Below are 418 nucleotides of genomic sequence, written 5' to 3'. Positions count from 1 at the left end.
CAACATCATCGTCTGGATGGATCACCGCGCGGTCGAGCAGACGCGCCGCATCAACCGCAGCGGCGAGGCGGTGCTGAACTATGTCGGCGGCGTCATATCGCCGGAGATGGAAACGCCGAAACTCCTTTGGCTGGCCGAAAACCTGCCCGACACGTTCAACGCCGCCTGGCAGTTCATGGACCTCCCCGATTTCCTCACCTGGCGGGCGACCGGCAGCCTTGCCCGCTCGGTCTGCACGGTGACTTGCAAATGGACCTATCTGGCGCATGAAAGCCGCTGGGACGAGGCCTATTTCCGCACCATCGGACTAGGGAGCCTGGCCGACGAGGCATTCGCGCGCATCGGCACGCAGATCGTGCCGATGCGCGCGAATGCCTCGTCGGCCAGGCTCCCTAGTCCGATGGTGCGGAAATAGGCC

1 pseudogene is annotated in these 418 nt (G+C 64.1%); it reads left to right on the top strand.

The window, feature by feature from the left end:
- Window positions 1-358 (top strand): annotated as a pseudogene (locus EN750_RS38840) (FGGY family carbohydrate kinase); the annotation flags it as partial.
- Window positions 359-418 lie beyond the last annotated feature (60 nt).

Origin of the sequence: Mesorhizobium sp. M7A.F.Ca.ET.027.03.2.1 (assembly GCF_003999175.1) — a bacterium.
Taxonomy (GTDB): domain Bacteria; phylum Pseudomonadota; class Alphaproteobacteria; order Rhizobiales; family Rhizobiaceae; genus Mesorhizobium.
The sequence above is the reverse complement of the archived record's forward strand: the minus strand, read 5'-3'. Positions and strand labels throughout refer to the sequence as shown.